The sequence below is a fragment of the Microcoleus sp. w1-18aA5 genome, assembly GCF_036701705.1.
GTDB lineage: Bacteria > Cyanobacteriota > Cyanobacteriia > Cyanobacteriales > Microcoleaceae > Microcoleus.
In genome coordinates, this window is record NZ_JAUPTE010000032.1 from 62,308 (window position 1) to 68,307 (window position 6,000).

Genomic DNA, 6,000 nt, shown 5'->3' on the forward strand with positions numbered 1-6,000 from the left:
CGTATTTATACTTAAGTATTTGCTATTGAGAATTTAGACTTGAGAATATCATAAAAAATTAGCATAAACCCGATCCAAATTACTTGGGCTGACCCGCGCTCCATGCCCGCGACTGCAAGGTTTCAAGCCACAATATTGATAATTATTGAGTGGGCATTATTAGGGAGCGATCGGCCGTCGGCAGATGCGATCGATAGCATTTGTGAAGGTTATGTAAAGGCTTGATAAAGAATATGTCAAAATTCACCTAAAGTGAACCAAATACAAACAAAGTATCGCATAATGAAAATATTAAGACCATCGCACAAAAGGAACAGGTTATGAATACCAAACTCTTATCCGCCCTCACAGCTACCGCCGCCGCCACAGCTCTGTTTGGCGCCGGAGCTCCAGCTCAAGCCTTCTCCTTTGGTACCAACGGCATCACATTCAGCCAAGATACAAGCGTCAAGTTTAACTTCAAAGAATCTCACGGAATGTACCAATCCTCTGTGGGAGTCTACAGTGTGAAGGACTCGGCGGTCTCTCTAGTTAGCACCCTGTTTTCGGAAACTAAATCCTCAGACAACGAGTGGGCAAACGAATGGAAAGGAACTCTGGGCAATACAGTCGTGGGTTCTGGCTCGGCAGTATTCACATTCCTGGCAAATCAAGTTTACACTTTGGGGCTCGACAGTGGCTGGGGTGGCAGTGTGTACTCGACCTCAAGCTTGAACAAGGGCAGCAGCCAGCAAGCGGTGTTTGGCGCGCAATCGCAACTGTGGGACGCACTTGGCAAAGAAGACACCAAAGTCTTCCAAGCTGCCGGAAAATTCACAAACGGTACAAGTTCTCTGTTTAATGGAGGCACGCTAATCTCATTCGACGATCGTGGTAACAAAAACGACGCAGACTTCCAAGACTTCGCAGTGAGCGCAGAAGCAGTTCCAGAACCGATGACAATGACTGGTTTGGCTCTCGGTTTGGGTGGCTTGGTTGCAGCACGCCGCCGCCGCGCTAGCAAGACGACTTCATGATTTTTTTCAAATGGGAACAATCTCCTCATTTACGTTTTACAAAATAAAATTCAATTAGGAGGCGCGCTAATGAGAAATCGGCTCGCCTTTTGCTTGATTTGAAAAGTCAGAAGGGAGAAGTCATATCAATTCTGGTTGCACTCCTCATGATTGTTGACTATTGACTGTTGACTCGGGGTCGCCAAACTGAATGATGGTTGAGTGTTGGATGTTGACTCGATTTTACGCCCGACGATGAAGCGCGGATTTGATATCAGAGGGAAGTTCGGCAACGCCCAGTGTAGGGGATTTAATCGATTTAACAGATGGGTGTTGAGGGAAGAAGTCAAGCGTGAAGAAGTCCAGCGTGAAACAAGAGGATTTTTCCCACTCTCCCACTCTCCCACTCTCTCCCTCTCCCAACTCAAAATTCAAAACTCACTCACGGTAAATTGTTCGATCGTACAAAGTCACCAGTATCGGTTGAGTAACTTTAATGTCCGCCCGGATGCACGCTACTTTAATCGCCACCACAGCCCTGGTGTTTGTCCGTCGCACCTGTGCTTGTTCGCGCAGCGTCCGCGGACAAGAAGATGCAAAGAACCATTGCTAAAGCCTGAATTATCAACATCCTAGGCTAAATTCAAAGGCAAGTTAGTTCGCCTGTGAGGCAGGCATATTAATAAGCTGTTGTGCATTTCAATTGTATATTGAGGGCGGTATCTCCTGCCCAACCCCTACTCCCCACACAAGTAAAAATTTATTCTATCGGCTCAATCAGTAGGGGTAGCAGAGGAAAATAAATGAAGCGGGGTAAGCTGTCAAACAGCTAAATCTCTAAACTGTATTAACTAAGTTACCTTTATTTTTGATTTTTCGGTTCCATTTCATAATTAGTCCTCCTTCATTTAACAGTTTATGTAACAGTGCTTCTAATTTTTCAATTGATTCAAATAATCTATTAGCAACATATTCCTTGGCAGAATGCCATACTATAGCATTTATCAGAAAGATGAGGTATGATATAACTGACTTGAACGGAGTGAAAAATATAGAACCCCAAAATGTTCTGCAGCTCTAATTAAATGGAGCGCGATCGAACAGTCGCTCGACCCACAGCAGTCACTCGAATGACAAATATCAAGAATTTTAGTAAGTATCACACATTAGTAAAAATGAAAATTTCTTCTCTTGATTTCCGACAAAAAATTATGGATATGTAGCATAAGGAACCGCTGTCACAAAGAGCAATAGCTAACAGTTTTTGTGGAGCCTCGGAGTTTCGTCCAGAAATTAGTTAAACAGTCTCGGGAGACCCTTGCATATTGCTCCTCGAACTGAGCGATGCAGAGTCAAATTGAAACTCAATGCAGAACAACTACTGATTTTAGCCGAATTGATTGAAGCTTCGGATGATGCAACTCTCGAAGAACTCCGTTATTTACTGTACCCGAAAATTGGTTTTACCATCAGCGTAGCTAACGATGGGAAGAATGGCAAAACTCTTAAACATGACTTTAAAAAAACTCTCTTTCCGATCGCGAAAGGCACTGACAGAGTTCAAAGCATGCGATATGAGTTCTGGCAAAAAGTCCGAGAAGTTTGTTTCAAATACTTAATATTCATTGATGAATATGGAGTAAAATTGGCAATGGTTAGGTTATATGCTAGGTCTCTAAAAGGTGCAAGAGCTCTCGTAGCCAAAACCGAATAAATGCGGAAGAAATGTCTCAATAATTGGAGCTATATCGGTCAATAAAGTCTTAACATCAGTCAATTTAATAGGTACAATCGATGCCATTACATTCGAGGCTTTTATCATCCAAAAGTTAGTACCAAAATTATGGAAAGGTGCTTGTGTATTGATGGATAATTGTACTATTAATACCGGAGAAACAATAGAAAAAGCCATCAAAAAGAAAGGTGCCAAATTAATATATTTGTCGCCATATTCGCCAGATTTTTTACCAATTGAAAATTTATGCTCAAAACTTAAAACTATTCTCCGTTTTATCAAGACACGTAATTATAAATAGTTCGCAAAAGTCATAGAGTTTGCATTTAGTGAAGCTACATCAGCAAATATTTGAATTGGTTTACTCACTGTTGTTATTGTACCTCACCTTTGTAAGAAATGCTATATTGCGATCGCGCTTTGGACAGAGAGAAACTCCAAGTGGGGGAACAGGGAATAAGATTCTTCATCCTGACCGTTATGCACGCGGTAAGACAGCTTGAAATCTTCGGGAAACTCTACACCAAAGAATGCTTCTGCCCTATAAATATCCTCATCAGTCGCGCCCGGTATGAGACTTTTCAGTACTTGAGGTGCATTGGCTGCCAGCCAATTATCAATTCTTTCCCAAATTATTTTCATGATCAAACCTCCGAAGCTGGAAACTCAGTCTATGCGAGAACTGAGAGGAAAGCGAGATAACGGTTTTAACCGCCTAAAAATTAAAGCGGGGTGCTGACTCTGTTTCCCTGCTACTTTTTATCGACTCTAACGATCACTCAGGTGATTATAGCAATTCTAACCACGCTCAACTGCTTCAATCTGAACCTTTTGTCCATCTTCTATTCCCTCCTCTGCGTCCTCTGCGGTTTGTTCACTCTTTCCTGGATTCAACTCAATCTTTTTCTGGTGACGTTCCGAGGCAGCTTTTTGCAGCATTTTCAATTTTTCTGAATCAGCATTCGATCGCCAAAACAAGCGATGACCTTTAATTTTAACGCAGTTTTCCTTCAAACACTTCACCCATTCCCGATGCTTTTTAACTACGCCACGATCGAGAATCCCTAACTTTTCTTCTTGGCGAGTGAGTTTCACCAACTTTTCGTAATGGGATAGCTAGCAGTAACAAAAGCTTATTTTTTAACTAGAATTAGAAGATTATACATATCAAAATTGTCTTGATAGCTCACAGAAAGGTCACGCAAATCTATGTGCATAGAAGTGTGAATGGCTGGATGCAGGTTACTGTCAAAATCGGGATAAAATAAATAGGAAATTTGAGGTTGGCGAGCGTGAAATTTGATAATTATAGCGCCGTCAAGTCTGCCAATGGTGCGTTTGGGGCAGCCTTCCTAGAGCCGCAGGAAAGGGTCTAGTTCTTCTAAAGCTGAGACGTAAACTGAAAGAGTACCGGGCTGTTTGTAGCCGATCGCACTATCTTCACAGCAATCCGCAACAACATCAGCTTTGCCCAAAATGTATAACATTAAATATGCCAAACTGCAAGCTTTTTGATAATTAGGACTTGCTGAATAATCGATCGCAAACTAAGAACAGGAGCTCACAATATCTGAAAGCTCAGTTAAATATAAGTTTTTTCGGTATCGAATCCCCCCCAATAATAACTGTAGATTATCTTCGGCCTAAAAACAGGTGTTCTTTTGGCAAATAGACATAAAAACACAAAAAAAACCCGGCGCCACCAGGTAGCAAGGTTCATTACCAAAAAAGTAATTGCAATAACTGTACCAGATGTATTATCAAGTTTTGCCATCACTCGATTCAGACCGAATCTTCGTTTGCCTTGCCCGAACTTGCCCTCAATTGCATTTCTAATCCTCTCATCTTCCAACGCTTGCCTCTTTTTTGATTTACTCACATTTGCTCTTGGTCTTCCTAATGGCCGCCCACTGAGCCTAATGCCTTTTTCTTTGCACCATGCTCGGTTTTCTCTTGTACGATAAATGCGATCTGCATGAACGGACTCTGGATAATACCCTGTGAATCTATAATAAGCTTCTACTTGTGCTTTTAAGTCCCCTGATTCGTTAAAATTATCCCAGCTCATCCGGTCTGAAAACACATATCCTTAAAAACAACTGGCCGATAGTTTGGCTCCAACCTCTACGCTTTTCCCTGCTTTCCCTCTGACTATGGGACGAATATGGGGTTGACTTAAACTTACTATTCTATTCTCAATACTCTGTTTGTTGTTGTCAAATAACCACTGTTGTTGGCGAACGAGTTCTGTGAGAACTAGCAAGGTTTTATATTGCTTTTTATTCAGACCTTCTAGGCTCGCACCTAAATCGATTAGCTGTTCAATATGAGCTAGATTTCTTGTGATGTACTGAAGTTGTTTTTTAATTGCCTGTCTTCTTTTGTTGCGTGTGGGTCGTCTTTATTTCGCTACTGCTAAGTAGTCTTTTCTCGCTAAATTACGGTAGGTTCTTGGTTTTTTATGGGTTTTTTCCTTGATTTGTTTATACAGGATGTCTATGATTTTTTCTGTATAAACTCTGGCTTTATTTAATAGTCCTAAGTCGGTCGGATAACTAATATCGGCTGGGGCACAGGTTGCATCTATGATTAGTTTACCGCGATTGGGTGACTCATTTTTTGCGTCCGAATCCTTTTTTTTTTCGGGTTTGATTGGCGTGATTTCTCGCATTTTTTCAACCATGCGTTCGTTCACTTTATTAATTAGGTTGGGACTGATTCGTTGCCGAAAATGTACTAATAGTGATGGGTCAAATGCGAGTTCATTGCTGTAGCTTGATAGACCGATAAAGTATTGCAGATAGGGGTTTTCCCGGATCTGTTCTACTGTTTCCCGATCGCTAATTCCTAATTTTTCTTTAATAATTAATGCCCCCAATGCCATCCTAAACGATTTGGCGGGTGCACCCTTTGCTGCGGGGAAGTTGGCCGCATATTCTGATTCAAATTCAGACCACGGGATTATTTGGGCCATTTTTACCCAACGGTTATCTGGTGATAAATTCCCTCCGAAAGGCAGTTCAAAGTCCGATGGGGGACTTGGGGCAAGCTCAGCTTTTTTGTACACGATCGCAGGCGGTGATGCACGGCTTTTGACCTATTCTACCTGTTTATCTTGCACTTTACTCTCGATTGCACGATTTCTTAACCCAGGCTACGTCAAGTGCGATCGATATATTCAGCAAGCCCTAATTAAGCTGTTCGACATCTAAACTGCATTAACTAAGTTACCTTTGTTTTTGATCTTTCGGTTCCATTTCATAATTAATT

4 protein-coding genes and 3 pseudogenes are annotated in these 6,000 nt (G+C 41.6%); 2 read left to right on the forward strand and 5 right to left on the reverse strand.

The genetic code is table 11. The annotated features are described in order from the left end of the window. Window positions 1-320 precede the first annotated feature (320 nt). Window positions 321-1,016 carry a PEP-CTERM sorting domain-containing protein gene (locus Q5691_RS13910; RefSeq protein WP_333229527.1) on the forward strand — a complete coding sequence of 232 codons (696 nt, stop codon included), beginning with the start codon at window positions 321-323 and terminating at the stop codon, window positions 1,014-1,016. 816 nt (window positions 1,017-1,832) lie between these two features. Here the strand turns inward: Q5691_RS13910 and Q5691_RS13915 are convergent. After that, window positions 1,833-1,991, reverse strand: a pseudogene (locus tag Q5691_RS13915) (IS630 family transposase); the annotation flags it as partial. Between the two features lie 239 nt (window positions 1,992-2,230). Between Q5691_RS13915 and Q5691_RS13920 the strand changes: the two are divergent. Next, window positions 2,231-3,126, forward strand: a pseudogene (locus Q5691_RS13920) (transposase). Window positions 3,127-3,132: 6 nt separating this feature from the next. Here Q5691_RS13920 and Q5691_RS13925 read toward each other — a convergent pair. The 4 genes and pseudogenes from Q5691_RS13925 to Q5691_RS13940 all read right to left on the reverse strand — a co-directional run bounded on the left by Q5691_RS13925 (window position 3,133) and on the right by Q5691_RS13940 (window position 5,797). Next, window positions 3,133-3,372 (reverse strand): SMI1/KNR4 family protein, encoded by a 240-nt coding sequence (locus Q5691_RS13925; RefSeq protein WP_333216930.1) that lies wholly within the window; start codon window positions 3,370-3,372, stop codon window positions 3,133-3,135. Window positions 3,373-3,528: 156 nt separating this feature from the next. Beyond that, complete coding sequence (locus Q5691_RS13930; RefSeq protein WP_333216932.1) at window positions 3,529-3,825, reverse strand: hypothetical protein; 297 nt, start codon at window positions 3,823-3,825, stop codon at window positions 3,529-3,531. A 257-nt stretch (window positions 3,826-4,082) separates the two neighbouring features. Further along, on the reverse strand, window positions 4,083-4,217 hold the full coding sequence (locus Q5691_RS13935; protein ID WP_333345271.1) for a hypothetical protein: 135 nt from the start codon (window positions 4,215-4,217) through the stop codon (window positions 4,083-4,085). Between the two features lie 95 nt (window positions 4,218-4,312). Next, a pseudogene (locus Q5691_RS13940) lies at window positions 4,313-5,797 on the reverse strand (IS5 family transposase). Window positions 5,798-6,000: the final 203 nt, after the last annotated feature.